Source organism: Pseudomonas sp. VA159-2 (assembly GCF_024126635.1).
Taxonomy (GTDB): domain Bacteria; phylum Pseudomonadota; class Gammaproteobacteria; order Pseudomonadales; family Pseudomonadaceae; genus Aquipseudomonas; species Aquipseudomonas muyukensis.
Window position 1 is genome coordinate 35,085 of the sequence record NZ_JAMYBV010000003.1, and the last position, 24,270, is coordinate 59,354.

Annotated in this window: 21 protein-coding genes; 10 read left to right on the plus strand and 11 right to left on the minus strand. The window is 64.3% G+C overall.

Annotated features, from left to right (window positions below):
• Positions 1 to 2 precede the first annotated feature (2 nt).
• Positions 3 to 1,418, minus strand: coding sequence for an acetyl-CoA carboxylase biotin carboxylase subunit (locus NJG22_RS03780; RefSeq protein ID WP_253092690.1), 1,416 nt, complete (start codon positions 1,416 to 1,418; stop codon positions 3 to 5).
• Between the two features lie 204 nt (positions 1,419 to 1,622).
• On the opposite strand from NJG22_RS03780, the gene NJG22_RS03785 reads away from it, so the two are divergent.
• A complete protein-coding gene (locus NJG22_RS03785) occupies positions 1,623 to 2,570 on the plus strand; it encodes a LysR family transcriptional regulator (protein ID WP_253093084.1) in 948 nt (315 codons plus the stop codon).
• Here the strand turns inward: NJG22_RS03785 and NJG22_RS03790 are convergent.
• Both NJG22_RS03790 and hexR read right to left on the minus strand, forming a co-directional pair.
• A complete protein-coding gene (locus NJG22_RS03790; protein WP_253092692.1) occupies positions 2,512 to 2,730 on the minus strand; it encodes a PA3496 family putative envelope integrity protein in 219 nt (72 codons plus the stop codon). The two genes, NJG22_RS03785 and NJG22_RS03790, sit on opposite strands and share 59 nt — an antisense overlap.
• Before the next feature lie 98 nt (positions 2,731 to 2,828).
• A complete protein-coding gene (gene hexR, locus NJG22_RS03795) occupies positions 2,829 to 3,695 on the minus strand; it encodes a transcriptional regulator HexR (protein ID WP_023630201.1) in 867 nt (288 codons plus the stop codon).
• Between the two features lie 103 nt (positions 3,696 to 3,798).
• On the opposite strand from hexR, the gene zwf reads away from it, so the two are divergent.
• Complete coding sequence (gene zwf, locus NJG22_RS03800) at positions 3,799 to 5,241, plus strand: glucose-6-phosphate dehydrogenase (protein ID WP_253092693.1); 1,443 nt, start codon at positions 3,799 to 3,801, stop codon at positions 5,239 to 5,241.
• Here the strand turns inward: zwf and NJG22_RS03805 are convergent.
• Positions 5,238 to 8,114, minus strand: a complete 2,877-nt coding sequence (locus NJG22_RS03805) for an EAL domain-containing protein (protein WP_253092695.1) — start codon at positions 8,112 to 8,114, stop codon at positions 5,238 to 5,240. The two genes, zwf and NJG22_RS03805, sit on opposite strands and share 4 nt — an antisense overlap.
• A gap of 239 nt (positions 8,115 to 8,353) precedes the next feature.
• Here NJG22_RS03805 and uvrD point away from each other — a divergent pair, with 239 nt between their 5' ends.
• The 3 genes from uvrD to NJG22_RS03820 all read left to right on the plus strand — a co-directional run bounded on the left by uvrD (position 8,354) and on the right by NJG22_RS03820 (position 12,217).
• Positions 8,354 to 10,537 carry a DNA helicase II gene (gene uvrD, locus NJG22_RS03810; RefSeq protein WP_253092697.1) on the plus strand — a complete coding sequence of 728 codons (2,184 nt, stop codon included), beginning with the start codon at positions 8,354 to 8,356 and terminating at the stop codon, positions 10,535 to 10,537.
• Positions 10,538 to 10,847: 310 nt separating this feature from the next.
• Positions 10,848 to 11,696: a TIM44-like domain-containing protein gene (locus NJG22_RS03815; protein WP_134689142.1), complete on the plus strand. Its 849-nt coding sequence runs from the start codon at positions 10,848 to 10,850 to the stop codon at positions 11,694 to 11,696.
• Positions 11,697 to 11,809: 113 nt separating this feature from the next.
• Positions 11,810 to 12,217 (plus strand): SMI1/KNR4 family protein, encoded by a 408-nt coding sequence (locus NJG22_RS03820; protein ID WP_253092699.1) that lies wholly within the window; start codon positions 11,810 to 11,812, stop codon positions 12,215 to 12,217.
• Between the two features lie 168 nt (positions 12,218 to 12,385).
• On the opposite strand, the gene NJG22_RS03825 is transcribed toward NJG22_RS03820, so the two are convergent.
• Positions 12,386 to 14,143: a cation:proton antiporter gene (locus NJG22_RS03825; RefSeq protein ID WP_253092701.1), complete on the minus strand. Its 1,758-nt coding sequence runs from the start codon at positions 14,141 to 14,143 to the stop codon at positions 12,386 to 12,388.
• A 486-nt stretch (positions 14,144 to 14,629) separates the two neighbouring features.
• Between NJG22_RS03825 and NJG22_RS03830 the strand changes: the two genes are divergently transcribed.
• Positions 14,630 to 15,115 (plus strand): acyl-CoA thioesterase, encoded by a 486-nt coding sequence (locus tag NJG22_RS03830; protein WP_023629682.1) that lies wholly within the window; start codon positions 14,630 to 14,632, stop codon positions 15,113 to 15,115.
• Positions 15,116 to 15,199: 84 nt separating this feature from the next.
• Here NJG22_RS03830 and pdxY read toward each other — a convergent pair whose 3' ends face one another.
• A complete protein-coding gene (gene pdxY, locus NJG22_RS03835; RefSeq protein WP_253092703.1) occupies positions 15,200 to 16,072 on the minus strand; it encodes a pyridoxal kinase PdxY in 873 nt (290 codons plus the stop codon).
• Positions 16,073 to 16,192: 120 nt separating this feature from the next.
• Between pdxY and NJG22_RS03840 the strand changes: the two genes are divergently transcribed.
• Positions 16,193 to 16,585, plus strand: coding sequence for a DUF3301 domain-containing protein (locus tag NJG22_RS03840; RefSeq protein WP_217851641.1), 393 nt, complete (start codon positions 16,193 to 16,195; stop codon positions 16,583 to 16,585).
• Here NJG22_RS03840 and NJG22_RS03845 read toward each other — a convergent pair whose 3' ends face one another.
• The 3 genes from NJG22_RS03845 to zigA all read right to left on the minus strand — a co-directional run bounded on the left by NJG22_RS03845 (position 16,586) and on the right by zigA (position 19,450).
• Positions 16,586 to 17,554 (minus strand): CobW family GTP-binding protein, encoded by a 969-nt coding sequence (locus NJG22_RS03845; RefSeq protein WP_253092705.1) that lies wholly within the window; start codon positions 17,552 to 17,554, stop codon positions 16,586 to 16,588.
• Positions 17,555 to 17,624: 70 nt separating this feature from the next.
• Positions 17,625 to 18,245: a DUF1826 domain-containing protein gene (locus tag NJG22_RS03850; protein WP_253092707.1), complete on the minus strand. Its 621-nt coding sequence runs from the start codon at positions 18,243 to 18,245 to the stop codon at positions 17,625 to 17,627.
• Positions 18,242 to 19,450, minus strand: coding sequence for a zinc metallochaperone GTPase ZigA (gene zigA, locus NJG22_RS03855; RefSeq protein ID WP_253092709.1), 1,209 nt, complete (start codon positions 19,448 to 19,450; stop codon positions 18,242 to 18,244). Before zigA ends, NJG22_RS03850 begins: the two co-directional genes overlap by 4 nt.
• Before the next feature lie 109 nt (positions 19,451 to 19,559).
• Between zigA and NJG22_RS03860 the strand changes: the two genes are divergently transcribed.
• Together NJG22_RS03860 and folE2 are read left to right on the plus strand one after the other, a co-directional pair.
• Positions 19,560 to 19,937, plus strand: coding sequence for a glutamine synthetase (locus tag NJG22_RS03860; protein WP_253092711.1), 378 nt, complete (start codon positions 19,560 to 19,562; stop codon positions 19,935 to 19,937).
• A gap of 20 nt (positions 19,938 to 19,957) precedes the next feature.
• Complete coding sequence (gene folE2, locus NJG22_RS03865) at positions 19,958 to 20,854, plus strand: GTP cyclohydrolase FolE2 (protein WP_253092713.1); 897 nt, start codon at positions 19,958 to 19,960, stop codon at positions 20,852 to 20,854.
• 5 nt (positions 20,855 to 20,859) lie between these two features.
• Here the strand turns inward: folE2 and NJG22_RS03870 are convergent, their stop codons facing one another.
• Complete coding sequence (locus tag NJG22_RS03870; RefSeq protein ID WP_253092715.1) at positions 20,860 to 21,387, minus strand: DUF3617 domain-containing protein; 528 nt, start codon at positions 21,385 to 21,387, stop codon at positions 20,860 to 20,862.
• Between the two features lie 128 nt (positions 21,388 to 21,515).
• Here NJG22_RS03870 and cls point away from each other — a divergent pair, with 128 nt between their 5' ends.
• Positions 21,516 to 22,955 carry a cardiolipin synthase gene (gene cls / locus NJG22_RS03875; RefSeq protein WP_253092717.1) on the plus strand — a complete coding sequence of 480 codons (1,440 nt, stop codon included), beginning with the start codon at positions 21,516 to 21,518 and terminating at the stop codon, positions 22,953 to 22,955.
• Positions 22,956 to 22,958: 3 nt separating this feature from the next.
• Here cls and cfaB read toward each other — a convergent pair whose 3' ends face one another.
• On the minus strand, positions 22,959 to 24,143 hold the full coding sequence (cfaB, locus tag NJG22_RS03880) for a C17 cyclopropane fatty acid synthase CfaB (protein WP_253092719.1): 1,185 nt from the start codon (positions 24,141 to 24,143) through the stop codon (positions 22,959 to 22,961).
• Positions 24,144 to 24,270 lie beyond the last annotated feature (127 nt).

Genomic DNA, 24,270 nt, shown 5'->3' on the forward strand with positions numbered 1-24,270 from the left:
CCTCACAGGCCTGCGTGGGCGGCGATGGCGGCGGCGATGGCCAGGGCCAGCTCTTCGGGTTTGCGCTTGATCGAGTAGTTGGTCAGTTCGGGGTGGCTTTCGACGAAGCTGGTGTTGAACTGACCGCTACGGAATTCCGGATTGCGCAGGATTTCCTGGTAGTACGCGGCGGTGGTCTTCACCCCTTGCACGCGCATGTCGTCCAGGGCTCGCAGGCCGCGGTCCATGGCTTCTTCCCAGGTCAACGCCCAGACCACCAGCTTCAGGCACATGGAGTCGTAGAACGGCGGGATGGTGTAGCCGGTGTAGATCGCCGTGTCGGTGCGCACACCCGGGCCGCCCGGGGCGTAGTAGCGGGTGATCTTGCCGAAGCTGGGCAGGAAGTTGTTCTTCGGGTCTTCGGCGTTGATGCGAAACTGCAGGGCGTAGCCGCGGTGCTGAATGTCTTCCTGCTTGATCGACAGCGGCAGGCCGGAGGCGATGCGGATCTGTTCGCGGACGATGTCGATGCCGGTGATTTCCTCGGTGATGGTGTGTTCCACCTGCACCCGGGTGTTCATCTCCATGAAGTACACCTCGCCATCGGCGAGCAGGAACTCCACGGTACCGGCGTTCTCGTAGTCCACCGCCTTGGCCGCGCGCACCGCCAGGTCGCCGATGTAGGCGCGCTGTTCTGGGGTCAGCTGCGGGCTTGGGGCGATTTCGATGAGTTTCTGGTTGCGCCGCTGGATCGAGCAGTCGCGCTCGAACAGGTGCACCACGTTGCCGAAGCTGTCACCGAGGATCTGCGCCTCGATGTGCTTGGGGTTGACGATGCATTTTTCCAGGAACACTTCCGCCGAGCCGAACGCCTTGGTGGCCTCGGAAATCACCCGGGGAAAGTTCTGTTCCAGCTCTTCACGGCTGTTGCAGCGGCGGATGCCACGCCCGCCACCACCGGAGGTGGCCTTGAGCATCACCGGGTAACCGATGCGATCGCCTTCGCGCAGGGCCTCGTGGATATCGGCGACGTTGCCTTCGGTGCCCGGGGTCACCGGCACGCCAGCCGCGATCATGGTGCGGCGCGCTTCGGTCTTGTCGCCCATGCGGCGAATGACCTCGGCGGACGGGCCTATGAACTTGATCCCGCGTTCGGCGCAGATCTCCGCCAGTTCGGCGTTTTCCGACAGAAAACCATAGCCCGGGTGCAGGGCGTCACAGCCGGTTTCCACAGCGAGGTTCACCAGCTTGCGCGGGTTCAGGTAGCCGGCCAGCGGCTCGGCACCGATGCTGTAGGCCTCGTCGGCGCGCTTGACGTGCAAGGCGTGACGGTCGGCGTCGGAATAGATCGCCACAGAGCGAATGCCCATTTCGGCGCAGGCACGCACGATCCGAACTGCGATTTCACCCCGGTTGGCGATCAGGATTTTTTTTATCACTGGAGTCTTCCCAAAGCCGTAGGAACAGACGATCCGGTTTTACCGGTCGGCGCGTGACCAGACGTCGCTGGCCAGTCGCATATTCACCCTAGCGCTGAAGGTCGATAAACAAAAATCAATATTTGTTAGAGGCAGTATTAGCAAAAGCTTATAGTGAGGTAACAAGGTTTTGCCGGAGCCCAGGAGAAAATGCGTAAGTCCTTGATGCGTATGACTTTGCGTCAATTGCAGATCTTCAACGAGGTGTGTGATCTGCGCTCCTACAGCCGGGCCGCCGAAGAGATGGCACTGACGCAACCCGCCGTAAGTCTACAGATCCGCCAGCTCGAGGAACTGGTGGGCCAGCCGCTGTTCGAGTACGTCGGCAAGAAGCTCTACCTGACCGAGGCCGCCGAAGCGCTGCAACGCGCCAGCCGCGATATCTTCGGGCGCCTGGAGAACCTCGACATGCAGTTGTCGGACCTGCAGGGCTCACTGCAGGGTCAGTTGAAACTGGCGATCGAGTCCAGCGCCAAGTACTTCGTGCCACACCTGTTCGCCGCCTTCAAGCAACGCCATCCGGAGGTCAACCTGACCCTGACCGTGGTCAACCGGGCCCAGGCAATCCGCCGGCTGTCGGACAACCGCGACGACCTGATCATCATGTCGATGGTGCCCCAGGACATGGGCCTGGAGTTCCTGCCCTTTCTCAACAACCCGATCATTGCGGTGGCGCCGCCGGCGCATCCGCTGTGCCAACTGCCAAGCCTGCGCCTGCAAGACCTCGAGCCGCATACCTTGCTGGTCCGCGAACAAGGCTCGGGGACACGCAAGGCCTGCGAGGAATACTTCAAGGACAAGCGCGTGCACTTCAGCCAGACCCTGGAGGTGGCCTCCACCGATTCGCAGCGCGAATGCGTGGTGGCCGGGCTGGGCATCGCCCTGCTGACCCGCCATGCGGTGAACCTGGAGCTGGCCACCGGCGTGCTCAAGGAGCTGCCGGTGGAGGAGCTGCCGCTGTACCGCAGTTGGTGCATCGTGCAGGCCAAAGCCAAGCGCCAGTCACCGGTGGCCTTGGCGTTCCAGGCGTTCATCCGCGGCGAACGGGCGCAGATCAGCGGGCTTGTTGAGCGTTTTTCGGGGAAGTTGCCGCCGATACCTGCCACACCGTGATGTCCTGCAGCTCGGGGTAGTCGGCCAGCGAGCGCAGCAGTTCGCGGCGGTCGCAGTAGCTTTCGATCGCGCGGCGGAACTCCATGCGGCGCTGGTCCTTTTCCTGCTGCTTGCGAGCCCTGGCGTTGGGTTGATACGAGCCATCGTGTTCACGTGCCATTGCCTGTCTCCCAGATAGGATGCGGGGAGTTTCAGACTGGCCTTGGCGGTTTACGGTTTGGCGGAGGAACGGTGACGAAATGATGAAATCTGCATCGCTCAGTCGTCGGTAGCCTTGATCGACTTCGGCGACAAACGCAGGCTGCGCAAGCTGCGCTTCACGCTCTTGAGGTGGTTGACCAGGCTCGGCCCGCGGGCCATGGCCACGCCCATGGCCAGCACGTCGATCACCACCAGGTGGGCGATGCGCGAGGTCAGCGGGGTGTAGATCTCGGTGTCTTCGTGCACGTCGATGGCCAGGTTGACCGTCGACAGTTCGGCCAGCGGCGTCTGGCTCGGGCACAGGGTGATCAGGTTGGCGCCGCTCTCGCGCACCAGGTTGGCGGTGATCAGCAGATCCTTCGAACGCCCCGACTGCGAGATGCACACGGCCACGTCGCCCGGTTTCAAGGTCACCGCCGACATCGCCTGCATGTGCGGGTCGGAATAGGCCGCGGCGCTGAGCAACAGGCGGAAGAACTTGTGCTGGGCATCGGCCGCCACCGCCCCGGACGCGCCGAACCCGTAGAACTCCACGCGCTGGGCCTGGGCCATGGCCGTCACCGCCTGCTGCAAGGCCTGTGGATCGAGGTGCTCGCGCACTTCCATCAGCGTGTGCAGGGTGGTGTCGAAGATCTTCAGGCTGTAGTCGGCGACCGAGTCGTCTTCATGGATGGCGAATTGGCCGAAGCTGGCGCCGGCGGCCAGGCTCTGCGCCAGCTTGAGCTTGAGGTCCTGGAAGCCCGAGCAACCGATCGCCCGGCAGAAACGCACGATGGTCGGCTCGCTGATCCCCACGCTGTGCGCCAGGTCGGCCATCGAGCTGTGCATGACGGCAGCCGGATCGAGCAGCACGTGGTCGGCCACTTTGAGTTCCGATTTGCGCAGCAGGTGCCGCGATTGGTCGATATGTTGCAACAGATTCACGGGCTGGACTCGGTTATGATCGGCGTGCCGGGATGTAGCTTTCTTGTAGTTATACTACATGCTTGCCAACCCGCCCAGCTAAACGAACGTGGAGAGTGGTGGTTTGACTATTCCTTGCGACATCCTGGTTTTCGGCGGTACCGGCGACCTGGCCCTGCACAAGCTACTGCCGGCGCTCTACCACCTGTATCGCGAGGCCCGTCTGCACAATGCCGTGCGGATCATCGCCCTGGCCCGGCGGCCACTGCCGCGCAACGACTACGTCAAGCTCGCCGAGCGCCATTGCCGGGCGCAGATCGCCCGCCAGGATTTCGACGAGGATGTCTGGCAGCGCTTCTCGGCGCGGCTGGACTACTTCCCCATGGATGCCGCGCAAAGTGCCGACTTCGGTCGCCTGGCCCGCTACCTGGGCGAGCCCGGCGGGCTGACCCGCATCTACTACCTGGCCACCGCGCCCACGCTGTTCGTGCCCATCGCCACCCACCTGCGCATCGCCGGCCTGGCCGACAGCGAGGCACGCATCGTGCTGGAGAAGCCCATCGGCCATTCGCTGGAATCGGCCACCGCCATCAACGAGGCGATCGGCGCGGTGTTCGACGAGTCCCAGGTGTTCCGCATCGACCACTACCTGGGCAAGGAGACCGTGCAGAACCTCATGGCGCTGCGCTTCGCCAATGCCCTGCTGGAGCCGGTGTGGCGCAACAGCCAGGTCGATCATGTGCAGATCAGCGTGTGCGAGACCCTAGGCGTGGAGAACCGCGGCGCCTACTACGACCGCGCCGGCGCCACCCGCGACATGCTGCAAAACCACCTGCTGCAGTTGCTGTGCCTGGTGGCCATGGAGCCGCCGGCGCAGTTCGAGGCCGAGGCGGTGCGCGACGAGAAGGTGAAGATCCTCCGCGCGCTCAAGCCCATTACCGGCCAGGACGTGCAGGACAAGACCGTGCGCGGCCAGTACGCCGCCGGCAAGATCGGCGGCCAGGAAGTCCCGGCCTACTACTTCGAGAAGGATGTGGACAACGACAGCGATACCGAGACCTTCGTCGCGGTGCAGGCGCACGTCGACAACTGGCGCTGGGCTGGGGTGCCGTTCTACCTGCGCACCGGCAAGCGCATGGCGCGGCGTTCGTCGCAGATCGTGATCCAGTTCAAGCCCGTGCCCCACGAGCTGTTCAGTGGCGGGCAGGTCAACCAGTTGCTGATCCAGTTGCAGCCGGACGAGCACATCAGCCTGCGCATGATGACCAAGAGCCCAGGCAAGGGCATGCGCCTGGCGCCGGTGGAGCTGGACCTCAACCTGGCCCAGGCCTTCGCCCAGACCCGCCGCTGGGAGGCCTACGAACGCCTGCTGCTGGATGTACTGGAGGGCGATTCGACCTTGTTCATGCGCCGCGATGAAGTCGAGGCGGCCTGGGCCTGGATCGACCCGATCCTGCAGGGCTGGGCAGAGCACTTCCAGGCGCCACGCCCCTACCCCGCCGGCAGCAATGGCCCGGAACAGGCCAACAGCCTGCTGGCGCGCCAGGGCCAGGCCTGGCACCTCTAGCGCAACAGGTCGGGGATCGGACGGTCAAGCAGCGCGCGGAACGCGGTCGCATCCACTGGCCGGCTGATCAGGTAGCCCTGTGCCTCGTCACAACCGTGCTCATGCAGGAACTGCAACTGCTCACGGGTCTCCACGCCTTCGGCCACCACCTTCAGTTGCAGGCTCTTGGCCATGGCAATGATCGCCCGGGTAATGGCCGCGTCCTGGCTGCCTTCGAGCAACCCCCGGATAAACGCCTGGTCGATCTTCACGTAGTCCACCGGGAAGCGCTTGAGGTAGCTCAACGACGAGTACCCGGTACCGAAGTCGTCGATGGCCAGCTTCACCCCCAGGGCATGCAGCTGCTCGAAGGTGACGATGATGTGCTCGACGCTGTCGATCAACTGGCTCTCGGTCAGTTCCAGTTCCAGCAGATGCGGTGCCAGCCCCGACTCCTGCAACACCTGGCGCACCAGGCTGACCAGCTTGCCCTGGCGCAGCTGGTACACCGACAGGTTGACCGAGACCCGCACCTCCATGCCCTCGCGTAGCCATTCGCAAGCCTGCCAGCAGGCCTGGCGCAGGACGAATTCGCCCATCGGCGCGATCAGCCCGGTTTCCTCGGCCAGGCCAATGAACTCGCCGGGCGGCACCATGCCCCACTGCGGATGCTGCCAGCGCACCAGTGCTTCGGCCGCATGCAGTTGGCCGGTGCGCAGGCACAGCTTGGGCTGGTAGTAGACCAGCAACTGCCCCTCGTCGATCGCCTTGCGCAGTTGGTTCTCCAGCTGCAAGCGCTCCAGGGTGCTGGCGCGCAGGCTCTCGGTGTAGAACTGGAAGCTGTCGCCGCCCAGGTGCTTGGCATGCTGCTTGGCCATGTCGGCCTGGCTGAGCAGTGCATTGAGGTCGAAGTTGGCGTCCGACAGCAGGCTGATACCCACCGAGGCGCTGATCACCACCTCATGGCCGCCTACCCGTTGCGGCACGCGCAGCTTGTCCAGCAAGCGGGTGGTGACCCGCACCAGGCTGGACAGGTTGGTGTAGCCATCGAACAGCACCGCGAACTCGTCGCCGGACAGCCGCGCCACGGTGTCGGCCTCGGGTACCGCATTGGCCAGGCGCTGGGCCATCTTCTTCAGCAACTGGTCGGCCAGCTCGTGGCCCAGGCTTTCGTTGAGCAGCTTGAAGCGGTCCAGGTCGACGTGCAGCAGCGCCAGGCTCCGGCCGTTCAGGCGGATGCGCTGCGCCGCCTCGTGCAGGCGCAGGCGGAACAGCGCGCGGTTGGCAAGCCCGGTGAGCTCGTCGTAATGCGCCAGGTAGCGCAGCCGCTCTTCCGACTCACGGCGCGCCGACAGGTCGGTGAAGAAGCCGACGATATTGACGATCTTGCCCCGGCCGTCACGCACGCTGTTGAGCTGCAGCCATTGCGGATACAGCTCGCCGTTCTTGCGCGCCTCGACCAGCTCGCCCTGCCAGCGCCCCTGCTGCTCCAGCGCCTGGTCGATGGCCTGGCTGTGGCGCCGCGCATCGCGGCTGCAAGGCAGCTCCAGGGCATTGCGGGCGATCAGTTCGGCGCGGCCATAGCCGGTGACGTCGCAGTACGCCTGGTTGACCGCCAACAACTGGAACTCGGCATCGAGGATGGCGATGCCTTCGCTGGCCGCCTCGAACACCGTGGCGGCCAGGCGTTGCTGCTCTTCCTGTTCTTTTTGCGCGGTGATGTCGCGGCGCGTGCCAAGCATGCGCAGGACCTTGCCCGCGGCGTCGCTCTCCACCGCCCGGCCGCGGTCCTCGATCCAGCACCAGTGGCCCTGGGCGTGGCGCACGCGGTACTCGACGCGGTAGTCCTCGGTACGGCCCTTGAGGTGTTCGACCAGGGTCCGGCGCAACAGCGGCAGGTCATCGGGGTGCAGGCGCGGCTTGAGGTCGGCGGCCACCGTGCGCACCTGCTCGGCATCCAGGCCGAACAGCGCGTGCAGCTGGGTGTGGTGGACCTCGTCGGTCTCCAGGTTCCAATCCCACAGGCCCAGCTCGCTGGCTTGCAGTGCCAGGGCCAGGCGTTGCTCGCTCTTGCTCAGGGCCTGGATGGCCAGGTCCAGCTCGTGGCTGCGCTGGGCCACCCGCTGCTCCAGGCCTGCCTGGGCCTGGCGCAGTTCGTCCTCGGCCTGGCGGCGCTGGCGCACTTCGCCGCTGAGCTGGTGGTTGAGGTCCTCGGCGTGGCGCTGGGCGCTTTGCAGGTGTTCGATCAGCGCCTGGTTCTGGAAGCGTCGCAGCAGGCCGCGCTCGATCAGCCGGTTGACCTGCCAGGCCACCACCACGAACGCCGCCAGCAGGATCAAGCCAAGCCAGCCCCAGCCACGCAAGTGGCCGGTGTCGTAGACGAACAGGAAGGCGATCGGCGGCAACAGGCAAGGCAAGGCGAAGCTGAGAAATGCCGGCAGGCTCACGGCGTAGGCGACGCTGGCCGACAGCGCCGCCGCGCCAAGCAGGCCGAACACCCAGGCCTGTTGCACGAAATTGTCCACTGGCGCCAGGGCGATGGCCGCGCAGGCCAAGGTCAGGCCACTGAAGGCCGAACCGAGCAAAAACATGCGCCGCCAGGCCGGCTTGGCCTGGCGCGCCGGGGTGGCGCCTTCGAAGGCCGCCACCTGGATCACCCGCAGCGCCACCAGCGCCAGCAGCCAGGCCAGCCACACGCCCACCAGAAGGTAGCGCGCAGGGCTCCATAGCAACCAGGCGCACAGCAGGCCGTTGAGCAGCATGAACAGCGTGGGCAGCAGGGAGCCCTGATAAAGCAGGCGGGTACGCTCGATCGACAACTGCGTGGCGAATTGCCTGCGAACGCTCCGTGTCGTCTGCGGCGATGCTCCGATCGCCATGCAATCCTGGGTCATATGGCTGGATTCTTGTGCTGTTCTTGTTATGGCTGACCGCAAATGTGCAGCGAGCATACACAAGCGTCGCCCCGGACCAAACTGCTCTGCGTCATGATTTCGAAAATGTCCCATCCGTCTAACTGCGACCGCTCAACCACGGGCCCTGGCCAGCGCCTCCGATGAACGGTTGGACGCGCGCGGGGCGATTTGCGCCGCCGGCGTTTGCCCCTGCCTGCGCGCGGCCATAGAATGCCCGGATGCACAATGATGACCTCTCCCTCCTGCTGAACTCCCTCAACGACGCCCAACGCCAGGCCGTAGCCGCCTCGCAGGGGCGCCAACTGGTATTGGCCGGCGCCGGCTCGGGCAAGACCCGGGTGCTGGTGCACCGTATCGCCTGGCTGATCCAGGTCGAACAGGCCTCGGCGCATTCGATCCTGTCGGTGACCTTCACCAACAAGGCCGCGGCTGAAATGCGCCAGCGTATCGAGCAACTGCTGGGTATCAACCCAGCCGGCATGTGGGTGGGTACCTTCCACGGCCTGGCGCATCGCTTGCTGCGCGCCCACTGGCAGGAAGCAGGCCTGGCGCAGAACTTCCAGATCCTCGACAGCGACGACCAGCAGCGCCTGATCAAGCGGGTGATCCGCGAGATGGGCCTGGACGAGCAGAAGTGGCCGGCGCGCCAGGTCCAGTGGTTCATCAACGGGCAGAAGGACGAGGGCCTGCGCCCGCGCCATATCCAGGCCAGCGGCGACCTGTTCCTGGCCACCATGCGCGACATCTATGTGGCCTACGAACAGGCCTGTGATCGCGCCGGGGTCATCGATTTCTCCGAACTGCTGCTGCGCGCCCTCGACCTGTGGCGCGACCAGCCAGACCTGCTGCAGCACTACCAGCGCCGCTTCCGGCATATCCTGGTGGACGAGTTCCAGGACACCAACGCCGTGCAGTACGCCTGGTTGCGCCTGCTCGCTAGCGGCGGCGACAGCCTGATGGCGGTGGGCGACGACGACCAGTCGATCTACGGCTGGCGCGGGGCGAAGATCGAGAACATCCACCAGTACACCGCCGACTTCCCCGACGCCGAGCTGATCCGCCTGGAGCAGAACTACCGCTCCACCGGCGGCATCCTCAAGGCCGCCAACGCCTTGATCGCCAACAACAGCGGGCGCCTGGGCAAGGAGCTGTGGACCGACATGGGCGAGGGCGAGCCGCTCACGCTGTATGCCGCGTACAACGAGCACGACGAAGCGCGCTACGTGGTCGAGACCATCGAAAGCATCATCAAGCAGGGCAGCGCGCGCAACGAGATCGCCATCCTGTACCGCTCCAACGCCCAGTCGCGGGTGCTCGAAGAAGCCCTGCTGCGCGAGCGCGTGCCCTACCGCATCTATGGCGGCCAGCGCTTCTTCGAGCGCGCCGAGATCAAGAACGCCATGGCCTACCTGCGCCTGCTCGAAGGCCGCGGCAACGACGCCGCGCTGGAGCGGGTGATCAACGTGCCGCCACGCGGCATCGGCGAGAAAACCGTCGAGGCGATCCGCGAGCACGCCCGCCACAGCCAGCTGTCGATGTGGGACGCCATGTGCCAGCTGCTCGCCGCCAAGGCCCTCAAGGGCCGTGCCGCCAGCGCCCTGGGCGCGTTCATCGAGCTGCTCGAGAACCTCGCTGCCAAGGTCTTGGACATGCCGCTGCACCTGATGACCCAGACCGTCATCGAGCAGTCCGGGCTGATCATCTACCACCAGGAAGAAAAGGGCGAGAAAGGCCAGGCCCGGGTGGAAAACCTTGAGGAACTGGTCAGCGCCGCGCGCAACTTCGAGACCAGCGACGAAGACGCCGACCTGTCGCCACTGTCGGCCTTCCTCGGCCACGCCTCGCTGGAGGCCGGCGACACCCAGGCCGACGAGCACGAGGACAGCATCCAGCTGATGACCCTGCACAGCGCCAAGGGCCTGGAGTTCCCCTACGTGTTCCTGGTGGGCATGGAGGAAGGCCTGTTCCCGCACAAGATGAGCCTGGAAGAGCCCGGGCGCCTCGAAGAGGAGCGCCGCCTGGCCTATGTCGGCATCACCCGGGCCATGCGTCAGCTGGTGATGACCTACGCCGAGACCCGGCGCCTGTATGGCAGCGAGACCTACAACAAGGTGTCGCGCTTCGTCCGCGAGATCCCGGCCGGGCTGGTGCAGGAGGTACGCCTGTCGAACACTGTCAGCCGCCCCTTCGGCGGCGCCAAGGCACCCGCCAGCAGCCTGTTCGCCAATGCCAACATCCCGCAGACCGCATTCAACCTGGGGCAACGGGTGCAGCATGCGGTATTCGGCGAGGGCGTGATCCTCAACTTCGAGGGGTCCGGCGCCCAGGCCCGGGTGCAGGTGAATTTCTCCGAAGGCAGCAAGTGGCTTATGCTCGGTTACGCCAAGCTGGAAGCTATCTGACCGAATCGAACGACACGCCTCTGTAGGCGCAGCCTTGCGTCGCGAAAGGGCTGCGCAGCAGCCCCCGCAATTTCAATGGTGGCTCGGAATCTGCGGCCGCTGCGCGCCCTTTTCCGACCGGTCCGACGCCTCGGCAAAGCCGCTCCCACAGGCAGTTCCCTAGCTCAAAGGCCGGGGCGATCACCTACAGGTGAACGCGTAGATCCGGCCAATCAGGCAAAAGCTCGAAACATCTTGTCGCTGGCTATGTCTGTCAGTTCATGTGCACCATGACGCGCGTGCAATCCACACAAACGGGAACCCCCATCTTATGCAACGTTTTCTTAGCATCGCTCTGGCGCTCTGCGTCGGCCTGACGCTGAGCCTCGACGCCAACGCCAAGCGCTTCGGTGGTGGCAAGAGCTCGGGCTCCGCGCCTATCCACCAGACCCGCCAGGCCACCCCGACCACGCCTGCCGCCGCGCCTACCGCTCCAGGCCGCGCACCGGCTGCCGCCAGCGGCGCTTCGCGCTGGCTGGGCCCGCTGGCCGGCCTCGCCGCAGGCGGCCTGCTGGCCTCCATGTTCATGGGCGACGGCTTCCAGGGCATGCAGATCCTCGACTTCCTGATCATGGGCCTGATCGCCTTCCTGGTGTTCCGCTTCATCGCCGCGCGCCGCCGCCAGCAGCAGCCGCAACACGCTGCCGCCGGCCACGCCCCGTACCAGCGCGAAGCCCAGCCGCAGGCCGCCCCGCAGTCGATCTTCGGGGGTTCCGCCGCGCCGGCCGCCGCCCCGGCGATCAACGCCCCGGCCTGGTTCAACGAAGCCAGCTTCCTGGCCGCCGCCCGTTCGCACTTCCAGTCGCTGCAGCAGCACTGGGACGCCAACGAAATGGACAAGATCGCCGAGTTCGTTACCCCGCAGATGCTCGACTTCCTCAAGCGCGAGCGCGCTGAGCAGGGTGAAGGCTTCCAGTCCACCTACATCGACGACCTCGATGTACAACTGGACGGCGTCGACGAGCGCACCGACCAAACCGACGCCACCCTGACCTTCCGTGGCGTGTCGAAGACTTCGCGCTTCGACCAGGGCGAAGCCTTCAGCGAAAGCTGGCACATGGTCCGTGCCCATGGCGAAAACCAGCCTTGGCTGCTGGCCGGTATCCGTCAAAACGGTTAACCGTCGCACGTTGCACAAAAAACCCCGGGCCTGTCCCGGGGTTTTTGCTTTTGCCAGAGCGGCCTACTAGGGTATAACGCGCAACGTTGTCATAAGGTCAGAGGATGTGAACCGTGGAAGAAGTGATCGAACAACTCCGTGAAGCCAACGAGCCGGTACCGGTGCCGCTGGAGCTGCCGGACGAAGATCAACTGGTGGAGATCGAGGAACAGCTGTTCATCAACATCCCCTTCGTGTTCAAGGAATACCTGCTGACCGTCAGTGACGTGGTGTATGGCAGCCTGGAACCGGTGACCGTCACCGATCCGCAATCCCACACCTACCTGCCGGACGTAGCAGCCAATGCCTGGGACTCTGGCGTGCCGCGCGACCTGATCCCGATCTGCCAGGACGGCGACGACTACTACTGCGTCGAGGAAGACGGCACCGTGGTGCTGTGGTCCGCGGAGGAAGAGATCGTCACCGAGGAAAGCTGGGAGTCGGTATGGCACTGGGTGCGGGATGTCTGGCTGGAGAGCTGATTACCGTCCCTGTGTAATGGGATGTCATCGATAGAATAAACCCAGGAAAAATAATGGCTTATAGCCATTAAAGCGCCTACTATCGCCAGGCTTTCTGCGCCTGGCGACATCGCTACCGCTCCATCCCCTCGGACGACGGTGAACACTCGCGCAGAAAGCGCTTACCGCTCAGTGCGGCTCGCGGTTGTTTTCCAGCGTTTCCAGCAAGGCCACCTGCATGCGCGTATGCACGCGAATCAGCCAGCGCCACAGCAGCGCCACCACCACCGCCGCCACCACCACGATGATCAGCAGCAGCTCGCTGGTGGGCAGAATGCTCGCCGACAAGGCCGACAGCAGCAGGAAGATCACCAGCAGCGACAACAGCGGTATCACCTCGGCAATCACCCGCCGGACCCGCTGGGTGTGCCGGCCGGCCATCTCCGGCTTGACCCCCATCTCTGCCAGCAGCATCGACAGCGCCTTGAGTTTGCGATACGCGGCAATCAGGAACGGCAGCGACAGCAACAACGCCGCGCCCCAGATCAGCGCCTTCTGCTGACCGGCATCAGCGACCCACTCGCCGAGCCAGGCGCCAATCCGTCCAGCGAAGTAACCACCGCTGAAGAAGATCGCGATGACCAGCGCCAGGTTGACCCCCACCTGCAGCAAAATGCGCCGGATCATCGCCGCCAGCATGGCCCCTTCGCCCTGGGGCTGAATGCTGCGCAGCCACTCGCCATACAGCGACAGCACCCGTGCCAGGCGGCTGGGCACCACCTTGCCAAGCTTCAGCGACAGCGGGTCGGCGGCGCGGATCAGGTACGGCGTGAGCAAGGTGGTGATGGCCGATACCGCCACCGCCACCGGGTAGAGGAAGTCACTGGTGACCTGCAAGGTCATGCCCAAGGCGGCGATGATGAAGGAGAACTCGCCGATCTGCGAAAGACCCATGCCCACCCGCAGCGACGTGCGCCCGTCGTTGCCGGCAATGAACGCGCCCATGCCGCACGAAAGCATCTTGCCCAATACCACCGCCAAGGTGATTACCACGATTGGCCAGGCGTATTCGAGCAGGATCGAAGGGTCGATCATCAGGCCGATGGCAACGAAGAAGATAGCGCTGAACAGGTCGCGAACCGGTTCGATCAGGCGCTCGATCTTCAGCAACTGGCGCGATTCAGCCATGATCGCGCCGATCAGGAAGGCACCCAGCACCATGCTGTACTCCAGCTTGACCACCAGCAGGCAGAAACCGAAGCACAGCCCCAGCACGGTGATCAGCAGCATCTCGTTGCTTTCGAACTTGGCCACGTAGGCCAGCAGCCGCGGCACCAGCAGGATGCCGATGACCAACGCGACGATCATGAACAGCGACAGCTTGCCCACCGTCGAGAACACCTCGCCAGAACTCACCGTGCCGCTGACCGCGATGCCCGACAGCAGGGCGATGATGCCGATGCCGAGGATGTCCTCGACGATCAGCACGCCGAAGATCAGCTGGGCGAAACGCTCGTTCTTCATCTTCAGGTCGTTGAGTGCCTTGACGATGATGGTGGTCGAGGAGATCGCCAGGATCGCGCCGAGGAACAGCGAGTCCATGGTGTTCCAGCCGAACCAGCGACCGATCTCGAAACCGATCCAGATCATCAGGACGATTTCCAGGAAGGCGGCGATGAACGCCGTGGCACCGACCTTGAACAACTTGCGCAGGCTGAATTCCAGGCCCAGGCAGAACATCAGGAAGATCACCCCCAGTTCGGCGAGGGTCTTGATGGTGTCTTCATCGTGGATCAGGCCGAATGGCGGCGTATGCGGGCCGATGATGAAGCCGGCGACGATGTAGCCCAGCACCACCGGCTGCTTGAGCCGGTGAAAGAGAATGGTGACCACCCCGGCGACCAGCATGATCACCGCCAGATCCTGGATGAAGCTGATGGCATGCATGGCGTGATACTCCTTGTCGGGGTGCAGGGGTCGAACCGTTCCTCCCCTGGAAAGGGCCAGGGCGCGGAGCAGGCACATACTGTCGTGATGGACGCATAAAGCCCACATTGCGTGGGCCCTGTCAGGTTAACATCGCGCCTTGCCGCAAATTGCCGGTGCAATATGCAGAAACAGATCGGCAGATCTAGTGTGGTGTTTTGCAAATACGACCCATAATTCGCGAGTGATTTTTGTGCCCAAGCAAGGCGTCGCGACGAGTCGTAGCCCAGCTACGGCGAGGAGCGACAACGCAGCATGGGCGCAAAAAGCACCGTGAATTATGGTCGTTATTTGTGAAACACCACACTAGCACCGCCGATGGCAAGATCAGCGTGACGATGGAGCGTCAGCCGACGTCCCGTACCAGGATGGGAAACCTCAAAGAGGGGAACAGAAGTGTCTGCAGATACCCGCCCCGATTCAGCGCAAATTCACCGTGAGCTCTCTATGGAACCTGGAAACGCCCAGCTGACCATGACCGTCCTGATGACACCGGACATGGCCAACTTCTCTGGCAACGTACACGGCGGCACCCTGCTCAAGTACCTCGACGAGGTCGCCTATGCCTGCGCCAGCCGCTATGCCGGCACCTATGTGGTGACCCTGTCGGTGGACCAGGTGATCTTCCGCGAGCCGGTGCATGTCGGTGAACTGGTCACCTTCCTGGCATCGGTCAACTACACCGGCAACACCTCGATGGAAGTGGGCATCAAGGTGGTCACCGAGAACATTCGCGAGCGCTCGGTGCGCCATTCCAACAGCTGCTTCTTCACCATGGTCGCGGTGGACGACGACCGCCGTCCGGTGAAAGTGCCGCCGCGCCAGCCACAGAGCAGCGAAGAGAAGCGCCGCTTCCTCCAGGGCCAGCAGCGCCGCCAGATTCGCCAGGAGCTGGAACAGCGCTACCAGAACCTCAAGACCGATTCGATCTGACCCTGAGTTGTTGCTCTTCCCGTAGGCGCCAGCCTTGCTGGCGCACCCGGCGACGCGGTGCCTGGCAACGGCTGCGCCGGTCAATCAGCAAGCAACCCGCTGCGCCTCGAAACGCACCCGCGGGTGGGCAATGCGATCCTGGGCCCGCACCAGTTGCAGTTCGTAGCTGGCGCAGGCCTGGGTTTCCAGCAGCACTTCGTGCACTGCCGCCGCCGCGAACTCGAACGCCTGCACGTCACCGTCCCCCAGCAGCAGCCGGGCCAGGAACAACCCCGAGGTCAGATCGCCCACTCCGACCGGCTGACGTGGGAAAGCCAGCAAGGGCCGGCGCAGGTGCCAGCTTCCCTCGTGCGTCACCAGCAGCATTTCGAAGGCGTCGGCGGCGCGCCCTGGGTAGTTCAGGTGCTTGACCAGCACCACGCGCGGCCCACGCGCCAACAAGCCACGGGCCATGCCTACGCAGTCCTGGAGTGACTCGGCGCGCCGGCCGCAGAAGCTGTCCAGTTCGAGCTGGTTGGGGCAGAGTATGTCGGCCCTGGCCACAGCCTCTTCGAGCAGGAACTCGCTGACCTCGGCCGGCACGATGCAGCCTTTCTCGGCATGCCCCATGACCGGGTCGCACAGGTACAGGGCCTTGGGGTTGACCGCCTTGATCCGCTCGACCCCGGCCAGGATCGCCCGGCCTTGTTCGGCGCTGCCCAGGTAGCCCGACAACACCGCATCGCAGTGGCCCAGTTCACCGATATTGGAAATCCCTTCCACCAACGCTGGAATTTGCGCCGGGGCAAGCACTTCCCCCGACCACTGTCCATACTGAGTGTGGTTGGAGAACTGCACGGTATTGAGCGGCCAGACATTGACCCCGACCCGCTGCATGGGAAACACCGCAGCGCTGTTGCCAGCGTGTCCGAAGACCACATGGGACTGAATGGCGAGCAAGTGCGGCGTACGTTTCATGCAGGACAATTCCGAAACTGTGTGAATAAGTGTGCGGCCCGCAGTATGAACCCGATTGCCATCTGTACGACAGGCCAGAGACGCAGTTAAGCTGGATCGACCTGTCTGGAGCTTACGCAAATGCTGACCCTGGAAAACCTCTTCGTCCTGCTGCTGGTGGCGACCGCGGGCGCCTGGCTGTGGCACAACCACGGACTGCGCGAGAAGGCCCTGGCGCGGGTCAAACAGCATTGCGCCAAGCTCGACCTGGAACTGCTCGACGACGCCGTGGCGCTCAAGCGCATCGGCCTGGTGCGTGACGCCAATGGCCGCAAGCGCCTGGCGCGCATCTACAACTTCGAGTTCACCGTCACCGGCGAACAGCGCCACCCCGGCACCGTCACCCAGTTCGGTGCCCACACCATGCAGATCGAACTGGCGCCCTACCCCTTCGAGATCAAGACCCCGCCACGCACCGACAATGTCATCGAGATGCAGCAGTGGCGCCAGGAGCATAACCGCTGGCGCAACTGATCAGTGGTCCAGGCGACAGGCCTCGATCGCAGCGTGCAGGGCCTGCAAAGATTGTGGCTGAGCGAAGATCAGCTCGATCCGCGAGTCGTTGCGCCATTCGCTCGGGCGCCAGTCCAGCGCTCCCCTGTCCAGGCCGTTGAACGACATCCAGCCAGCCGCGCTGTGGATAACCCCCTTGGCCCGACGCCACGGCCATTGTTCAAGGACCCGGCCCAATGCCGCGTCATCGAAGCGCTGGCTGGGGTGCCAGCGCCAGCCGCTGCTCCAGCCGCCATCACCCTGCTGGGCCTGGCGGATGGGCTGGCGAGGGTCTGTCCACAGCGCAGCTAGCGGCGCCGTGCCGTTGTCCACAGGCAAGGTCGCCGGCGCTGGGCAAGCCTGCGCCAGCGACGCTGGCAACGCCTCGAGGGCAAGCGCGCCAAACGTGGTCCAGATGGCCGGTACCTCGGGCAACTGGGCAGTTATCAACAAGCGTGTCGGCTCATCCACAGCATCCGCCTTGTTGATAACCAGCAGCCCCGCCTGCTGCAGGGCCTGGTGCTGGGCAGGCGGCAAACCCTCCCCACGCGCCAGCGCCGCGCCATCCAGCACCATCAGCAGCGGCTGTACCGCCAGCACCCCGCTCCATGGCGCCTGGCGCAGTTGTTCCAACAGTTGCAGCGGATGGCCAAGGCCTGACGGCTCGATCAACAGCCGATCGGGGCGGGCCTTGCGCAGCAGGCGGGCGAGGCCTACCTGGAACGGTGCGCCGTTGACGCAGCACAGGCAACCGCCGGCCACCTCGCCAATGGCGATGCCGGCGTCGTCACGGCTGAGCAAGGCGGCGTCCAGGCCGATCTGGCCGAACTCGTTGACCAGCACGGCCCAGCGCTGGTTCGCCGGGCGCTGGTCGAGCAATTGGCGGAGCAGGCTGGTCTTGCCGGCGCCCAGGGGGCCGGCGATCACATGGGTGAGGATGTTATGCAGCATGATTGGCTATCGGCGATAAGGGTTGCGTCAGTCTAACCTGCTGCCAAGGTGGCTGGCCCCACGCCGGCACTCACGCCAGCCAATCCAGGCTCAACAACAAGCGCCGCTCACCGGCAGGCGTCGGTGGCGAACGGTGGATCAGCCCACCGCCCTCATTGCCCAGCCAACGCTCCCCTTTGAGTAGCGCCACCTCTCCCGCTGCCAGCCGCTGAATGTTATCCACAGGCGCCGGCTCGAACTGCAACCGCGCCCGATCCAGCCGCCCTTCCTCCAACCACTCGCTGCCAGCCCCGGCGTAAGTGCTCAACAACCGCAACGGCACATGGTCCACGTGAAAACGCGGGCACATGGCGCCCTCCAGCACGCGCACACGCAAGCCGATACGCCGCGCCCCGAGCAGGCAGGTAAAGGCTTCGACCAGCCACACCACATCGGCGACGAAACCCGCATAGCCATGCATGTCCGAGGCCTCCCTGAGCAGCCCCGGCAGCACCGGGACCTGGTGTTCGTCCACCTCGACCACCCGCTCATCGGCCAGCATCTGGCCCTGGCTCAGCACCAGCCCGGCAAAGTCCTCCACCTGGGCCGGCAGACGGCGCTGCCAGGTCGCCAGGTTGACGTCATCGGCGAGGATCTCGGTCAGCACCCGCGGCGAGTCGGCGAACACCTGGCGGTTGCGCACAGGGCTCATGCCGCCGCTTCCTCGTGCCAGGCACCGAACGGGTCAGCCAGGCGCAACCAGCCCATCGGCCCCAGGTCCATTTCTGCATCAGTCAGCAGGCAAGCCTCCAGCTCTGTGGATAACTGCGCAAAATCGATGTTCTGCCCAATGAACACCAGTTCCTGGCGGCAATCGCCGGCTTCCACCGTCCACTGCTTGAGGATCGCCGCGCTATTCTCTTCATCCTGGGGCCATTGCTCGCGTGGCACGAACCGCCACCAGCGCCCGGCCAGGCCATGGCGCATCATGCCGCCGGCCTGGGACCAGCTGCCGGCCTCCTGGAACTTGCTGGCCAGCCAGAAGAAGCCCTTGGAACGCAGCAACCGGCCATTGCTCCAGGGCCTGTGGATAAAATCGAAGAAGCGCTGCGGATGGAACGGCCGGCGTGCCTGCCAGGTGCTCGCGGCAATGCCGTACTCCTCGGTTTCGGGCACATGCTCGCCGCGCAGCTCCTGCAACCAGCCTGGGGCCTGGGCCGCCTGGTCGAAGTCGAACAGCCCGGTGTCGAGGATCCGCGACAACGCCACCTGGCCCATCACCATCGGCACGATCTGCGCCCGGGCATTGAGGCTGCGCAAAATGGCGATCAACTCCTCGCGCTCGGCCTGGCTGATCAGGTCGATCTTGCTCAGCAGCAGCACATCGGCGAATTCGACCTGCTCGATCAACAGGTCGCTGATCGAACGTTCGTCTTCCTCACCCAAGGTTTCCCCGCGGCTGGCGAGGCTGTCGGCGGCCTGGTAGTCGCGCAGGAAATTCAGGCCGTCGACCACCGTGACCATGGTGTCCAGCCGCGCCATGTCGCTCAGGCTGCGGCCCTGCTCGTCACGGAAGGTGAAGGTTTCGGCCACCGGCAGCGGCTCGGAGATGCCGGTCGACTCGATCAGCAGGTAGTCGAAGCGACCTTCACCGGCCAAGCGGGCCACTTCTTCCAGCAGGTCTTCACGCAGGGTGCAGCAGATGCAACCGTTGCTCATCTCCACCAGTTTCTCTTCGGCGCGGTTAAGGCTGACGTTGCGCTGCACCTCGCTGGCGTCGATGTTGATTTCGCTCATGTCGTTGACGATTACCGCGACGCGCAGGTCGTCACGGTTGCGCAGCACATGGTTGAGCAGCGTGCTCTTGCCGGCGCCAAGAAAGCCGGACAGCACGGTGACAGGAAGACGGTTGGGCATGACGGACCTCATCGGGCAGGCGCATTCGAAGCGATGCATTGCATAATGTTATATTATAACAATACAATTTCGCCAAGCCGTGTTGCCGAACGGTCGACTGGAGAGCGTCATGAAACTACCTGGCATCGTCGCCTTGCTGTTGCTCGCACTGCCCCTGCAACTCCCTGCCATGCCTCGTAGTGACCTGGCGTTGTGCACACGCAGTGCCACCCTGCTCGCCTGCCAGGACAGCAAGGGCAATTACTACAGCGTGCGCACCGAAGGCAGCACCTTCTATCTGCGCGGCTATGAAGCAGCGAGCAAACGCCTCTGGGCACAAACCAACAGCCGTTATGGCGGCCTGACCTTCTTCAGCGGGCTGGCCAGTGATGGTGAAGCCTGGGTCGGTTACAGCCAACGCATCGGCTGGACCACGCGCAATCGGGTCTCCAGCTCCAGCGGCGAACGCTTCAATTTGCACTGCAGCCTCATCGGCGGTTGCCGTTGAACCACCCACAGGATGCTTCCATGACCAGCCTTACCCTTCCCGATGTTGCCGCCCAGAGCAGCCAGCAAGCCCTGCCCCTGGACTGGGTCGGCATGTGCGGCATCGCCCTGCCGCTGTTGATTGATGGGCGCAACGTGACCGCCTACGCCGATGCCGGGGTAAGCCTCGACGATGGCGCCTCGCGGGGCATACATATGTCACGGCTGTACCTGGCCTTGGAGGCGCTTGAACAGCAAGCACTGACGACGCGAGGCTTGCACGACATCCTTGGGCAGTTTTTGGCCAGCCATGCCGGCCTGTCGCACAGGGCCTACCTGCGCCTGAGCTTCGATCATCTGCTCAAGCGCCCGGCGCTGGTCAGCCCACTGGCTGGTTGGAAACGCTACCCGGTGAGCCTGGATGCCCGTTTGGAAAATGAAATGTTCCACGTGGAACTATCGGTGCACATCCCCTACTCCTCGACCTGCCCTTGCTCGGCGGCACTGGCCAGGCAACTGATTCAGGCGCAGTTCGACAAGGACTTTGCCGGTCAGCCGCTGAACCGCGACGAGGTTCGCCAGTGGCTTGGCAGCAGTAACGGCATTGTCGCCACGCCCCATAGCCAGCGGAGCTTGGCCAAGTTGCAGGTGCGACTTGTCGGGGACGGTATCAGGCTCGCGGAGCTGATCGACCAAGCCGAGGCGGCACTGGGTACTGCGGTGCAGACAGCGGTAAAGCGCGCCGATGAACAAGCCTTCGCCCTGGCCAACGGCCAGAACCTGATGTTCTGCGAGGATGCCGCGCGGCGCCTGCACCAGGCGCTGCGCCAGCTGAAGTGGGTACGGGGGTTTAGCGTGCGCGTGGAACATGCAGAGAGCCTGCATGCCCACGATGCGGTGGCCGAGAGTCGTTATGCCTGGCTCGATGGCTCGGCGTAGGCCGCTCAGCTTCGGGGCTTGACGGCCCCGCAGTCATTGCCCAACCACACCGCCCGGGTGTCCATGCTGCCCTGCTGCTGCACACCGGACGCATTGAAGGTGCCATTGACCTTGGTCAGGAACTCACGATCACTGAGGAAAGTGGCCTGGCCTTGGCCCTGGGCTTTCGGGCAACTGAACTGGAACTTCCAGACATTGCCGGTGCGCTCGGTGATCTTCTGCGAGCAGCCCGACTGTGGGTCCTGCAAGGGAATGTCATCGGTCTTGACCTGCTCTGGGGTCAGGCAGGAGCGCACACCCTTGCCGCCCACGGTGATGCCCTGCTTGGCCAAGGCCCCCTCCATCATCGCCCGTTGCTCAGGTGGCAGGTTCTTCAACTGCCCGAGCATGAACGCCATGTCCGGCAGTGGCTTGCCATCGACCTGCATGTTGCTGGTGGTCAGCTCCCACAAGCCAGGTTGCAGCATCTGCGCGTGAACCAGCGGGCTGCCCAGGCCGAACATCAGGGCAAGCAGTGGCAGGCGAATCTTCATGGGTCAAGGCTCCAAAAAATACCGGCTCCGGCCGGACTAGCCGTTAGACGCCAAAATCGCCTGCGGGTTGCAGCCGCCCCCTGGAACGTGGTCTGTTAGCGGCAGTGCTCACGGCAAGCAGGATGCGTATGGATTACCACAGCCCCTACTTCTTCGGTTACGTGCTCGGCCTGATTCACCTGCTCGGCATCGCCGCCGCGCTGCATGCGGTGTTCACCGTGCGCACCGCCCAGGGTGCGATCGCCTGGGCCATGTCCTTGCTGTTCATTCCCTACTTCACCCTGATCCCCTACCTGGTGTTCGGCGCCCGTTCCTTCTATGCCTACATCCAGGCGCGGCGTCAGGCCAACCAGGAAATGCACGTGGCCATGGCCAACCTGAACTGGCGGCCCTGGGTGGAGGAAGCGCTCACCGCCCGCGAGTCGGACAGCTACGCAGCCCTGCGCGCGATGCCCAAGCTGGGCCGCATGCCGTGCCTGGCCAACAACGAGGTGAAGCTGCTGATCGACGGCGAGGCCACCTTCGAGGCGATCTTCGCGGCGATCCGCGCCGCCCGCGACACCGTGCTGGTGCAGTTCTTCATCATCCACGACGACGCCCTGGGGCGGGAGCTGCAACAGCTGCTGCTGCGCAAGGCAGCCGAAGGGGTGCGGGTGTTCGTGCTGTATGACCGGGTCGGCAGCCACGCCCTGCCGGCCAGCTACAGCCAGGCGCTGCGCGATGGCGCAGTGCAGATCCAGGCCTTTGCCACGCGCCGAGGCTGGTTCAACCGCTTCCAGGTCAACTTTCGCAACCACCGCAAGATCGTGGTGGTCGATGGCCTGCTGGGTTTCCTCGGTGGGCACAATGTCGGTGATGAATACCTCGGCGCCCATCCAAAGCTGTCGCCATGGCGCGACACCCATGTGCAAGTCAGCGGCCCAGTGCTGGCCTGCCTGCAGGAGTCGTTCGCCGAGGACTGGTACTGGGCCACGCGCCAGCTGCCCCCGTTGATCCTGCCAGACACCTACCCCGAGGACGGCGTGCTGTGCCAGGCCCTGGCCAGTGGCCCGGCCGACCCCCAGGAAACCTGCGCGCTGTTCTTCCTCGAGGCGATCCATTCGGCCACCCGCCGGGTATGGATCACCAGCCCCTATTTCATCCCCGACGAGGCGATCTTCGCCGCCCTGCGCCTGGCGGTGCTGCGCGGCGTGGATGTGCGCATCCTGATCCCGTCGCGCCCCGACCACCGCATCGTCTACGCCGCCTCCAGCCTGTTCGCCTTCGAAGCCGTCCGTGCCGGGGTGCGCATGTTCAGGTATCAACCGGGCTTCCTGCACCAGAAGGTGGTGCTGGTGGACGACGAAATCAGCGCCATCGGCAGCGCTAACCTGGACAACCGCTCGTTCCGCCTGAATTTCGAGATCACCTTGCTGACCGTGGACCGCGCCTTCGCCGATCAGGTCGAGCAGATGCTGGAGCGGGATTTCGCGCAGGCCCGGGAGATCACCGCGGAGGACAGCCGCGACACGCACCGCCTGCAACAACTGGGGATGCGCATCGCACGGCTGATTTCACCGATCCTGTAACGCTCAGCGGTAGAGGTCCTCACGGGTCCACGGCAGGTCGTGGTGGCCGTCGGCGTAAGGTTTCACGGCGAGGATCTGGTGCAGGTTGATCCAGCCCTTGGTGAAGGCGTAGGCGCAACCTGCCAGGTACAGGCGCCAGATGCGCAGGGTCTTTTCCGGCACCAGCGCAGCGGCGCGGTGCAGCTGGTTCTCCAGGTTCTCGCTCCAGTGGTTGAGGGTCTTGGCGTAGTGCAGGCGCAGGCTCTCGACATCGACCACCTCCAGGCCCGCTTCGCAGATACGCGCGCTGATCATCGAGATATGCGGCAGCTCGCCATGGGGGAACACATAGCGGTCGATGAAGTCTCCGGCGCCGCGCCCGACCGGACGGCCATCGACATGCTTGGCGGTGATGCCATGGTTCATCACCAGGCCCCCTTCACGCACCGCGCCGAACAACCGCTGGCAATACAGTTCGAGGTTGGCGTGGCCGACATGTTCGAACATGCCGACGCTGACCACCTTGTCGAAGCGACCGTCCTGGGGCAGGTCGCGGTAGTCGAGAACCTGCAGCTCGACCCTGTCGGCCAGGCCCTCCTCTTTGACCCGCTGGCGACCGAGCTTGAGCTGCTCCTTGCTCAGGGTGATGCCGAACACCTTGGCGCCGTACTCGCGGGCGGCAAAACGCGCCAGCCCGCCCCAGCCGCAGCCGACGTCGAGCAGGTAGTCACCGGCCTGCAAGCGCAGCTTGCGGCACAGATGGTCGAACTTGTCCTGCTGGGCCTGGGCCAGGGTGTTATCCGGCTCCTTGAAGTAGGCGCAGGAATAGGCCATGTCCGGATCGAGCCACAGTTGATAGAACGCGTTGGACAGGTCGTAGTGGTAGGAGATGGCTTCGGCGTCGGTGGACTTGTCATGGGCGGTGCGGGTTGGCAAGTCTTCCTCTTCATCCGTGAGCAAGGCTTCGCTCAACTCGTCGCAGACCCGGATGACCTCGCCGATATCGCCTTCCAGTTCCAGCTTGCCTTCGACGAAGGCAGAACCCAGTTCATCCAGATTAGGGTGGGTGAGCTGGGCGATCAGTTGGGGTTCCTTGACCAGGATGGTGACCTGCGGGCTGGGCCCCAGGTCGAACTGGTTGCCATCCCACAGCTTGACGCGCAAAGGTAAGTGCAGGCTCTGCAACGCAGGTGGAAGTTGCGCAAGCATTCATGACCCTCCCTTTCGTTGATACCAGGCGTCACACCTCTTTTGTCGGACGCCACCGGATCAGGGTAGTTCATTCGTAGGAAGTTTCCGTGAAACACGACGATGGTCGAACCGTTGTGGATCGTGA